Raw genomic sequence first — 1,149 nt, 5'->3', positions numbered from 1 at the left:
CAGCCTTTTTGGTTCTTTGCGGCAGCAAAAGAACTGGGGGTATGGGGGCTAGTCCCCATAAGTAATTAAAAATAAAAAACTAGTTTTTAATAAACTTAAAAATTTTTATTGTATAAAAAAGCGGGCTTAGAAAATAAGTCCGCTTTATTTATTCTTTTATATTATTATTTTATTTTTTTATCAATGGATATCCCATCTTCTCTCTTGATTCTATATAGGCAGCAGATACTTTTTTCATTAAATCTCTTACTCTTGCAATATATCCAGCTCTCTCTGTTACACTTATTGCATTTCTTGCATCAAGCATATTAAATACATGTGAGCTTTTCATTACCATATCATAAGCAGGAAGCACACATCCATTAGCTAAACATCTGTCGCATTCTTCTTCATATTCTTTAAAATGTCTAAAATACATATCAGTGTCAGCTATTTCAAAATTGTATTTAGAAAACTCTTTCTCTCCCTGTAAATGTACATCACCGTATTTTATTCCATGTCCCCATTCTAAATCATATACATTATCAACATTCTGTAAGTACATACATATTCTTTCAAGGCCATAAGTTATTTCACCTGTTATAGGTTTTAAGTTTATTCCTCCAACAGCTTGGAAATATGTAAACTGTGTTATCTCCATACCGTCAAGCCAAACTTCCCAACCGAGTCCCCAAGCTCCAAGTGTAGGTGATTCCCAGTCATCATGAACAAATCTTATATCATGGTCTTTAAAACTTATTCCCAATGCCTCCAAACTTTGTATATATAAATCTTGAATGTTTTCTGGAGACGGTTTCATTATTACTTGATACTGATAATAATGCTGAAGTCTGTTTGGGTTCTCTCCATATCTTCCGTCTGTTGGTCTTCTTGAAGGCTCTACATAAGCAACGCTAAAAGGTTCTGGTCCTAATGCTCTTAATGCAGTTGCTGGGTTAAATGTTCCTGCTCCTACTTCTAGGTCATAACCTTGCTGTATTATACATCCATTTTCACTCCAGAATTTATTTAAAGTCATTATTAAATCACTAAATGTCATTTTTTAGTTTTCTCCGATAATATTATATTTTTATATGTATTATATAATATATACAATTTAATTGCTATAAATTTATTAAAAAATCATATTAATTTTATATACTTTTTTAT

1 protein-coding gene is annotated in these 1,149 nt (G+C 31.2%); it reads right to left on the bottom strand.

Features of this window, described 5'->3' with window-relative positions; translation table 11 throughout:
* Nucleotides 1-169 precede the first annotated feature (169 nt).
* Nucleotides 170-1,039: a glycine--tRNA ligase subunit alpha gene (locus E6A48_RS11750; RefSeq protein WP_013244600.1), complete on the bottom strand. Its 870-nt coding sequence runs from the start codon at nucleotides 1,037-1,039 to the stop codon at nucleotides 170-172.
* Nucleotides 1,040-1,149 lie beyond the last annotated feature (110 nt).

This window comes from Brachyspira pilosicoli, assembly GCF_019402445.1.
GTDB lineage: Bacteria > Spirochaetota > Brachyspiria > Brachyspirales > Brachyspiraceae > Brachyspira > Brachyspira pilosicoli_B.
This window is presented reverse-complemented; position numbering and strand designations above follow the sequence as displayed.